1 protein-coding gene is annotated in these 859 nt (G+C 45.8%); it reads right to left on the bottom strand.

Features of this window, described 5'->3' with window-relative positions; genetic code table 11:
- Positions 1-18: 18 nt before the first annotated feature.
- Positions 19-792 carry an IS5 family transposase gene (locus tag FH603_RS28290; RefSeq protein WP_186742767.1) on the bottom strand — a complete coding sequence of 258 codons (774 nt, stop codon included), beginning with the start codon at positions 790-792 and terminating at the stop codon, positions 19-21.
- Positions 793-859 lie beyond the last annotated feature (67 nt).

The following is an 859-nucleotide window of genomic DNA, read 5'->3' as shown; positions in this document are numbered from 1 at the left end:
AGAGTATGTTTGGGACTATTATTTGGCCAGCCTATTGAGCAGGATTGAAATAAAGCCAATTCGTAGCATAGCCTCCGAACTTTCTATGGTTTTGTCTACGTCTCGGAATAATCGTCTCCTAAAATTGAGCCAGCCAAAGCTGCGTTCAACAGGCCAACGGTTCTTCTGCGGCACAAAGCCACGACTACTTTCTGGCTTTTGTGCTATCTCCACTTGCCAGCCATTTGACTCAACGTGCTCAATAAAACTGACTTTATAGCCGTGATCAGCAGCAATCACTTCCAGGCGAGGTACCTTACCCCTAAGTCGGTCAACCACTAACCGACCTGCCTCATTATCCGACACATTAGCTCCCGTCACGGCTAAGGACCAGGGAAGACCTAAACGATCAACGGCAATGCTGCGTTTGCGTCCATTAATTTTCTTGTTAGCATCCAAACCCGTTTCTTCTTCAATAAACTGCATAATCTTAACAGATTGACTATCAATAGCTAACAGGGATGGGGTCTCCTCCCGATGCTGTCGTTTCCGTTCCTTAACCACAAGGCTATCTAGCACTTGCTCCCAAACGCCACGTAGTTTAAACTGACGAAAGTGGTAATAAACGGTTTGCCAAGGCAGCTTTTCGCCCGTCATTTTAGGGAGTTCCCGCCATTGCACACCCGTGTAATTGAGCCACAAGATGGCGTTGATAATATCGCGTAGCGAATGCCAGCGTTGTCGTTTGTCATCCAGAATTTGTTGGATAACTTGCCATTGAGAGTCCGTTAGTGCTTGAAACGATTCGTTCATGATCTTGGAGCTTGGTAACTACAAGATAAGACGGACTCTCATTTTTAGACTATCCAAAACATACTCT

This window comes from Spirosoma utsteinense, from assembly GCF_014282275.1.
GTDB classification, from domain to species: Bacteria; Bacteroidota; Bacteroidia; order Cytophagales; family Spirosomataceae; genus Spirosoma; species Spirosoma utsteinense.
Note: the sequence above shows the minus strand (reverse complement) of the source record. Positions and strands in the feature narration are given on the sequence as shown.

Bases quoted from the DNA above. Each gene is read 5' to 3' on its own strand.
- FH603_RS28290 (WP_186742767.1), bottom strand. From the start codon at position 792: ATGAACGAATCGTTTCAAGCACTAACGGACTCTCAATGGCAAGTTATC.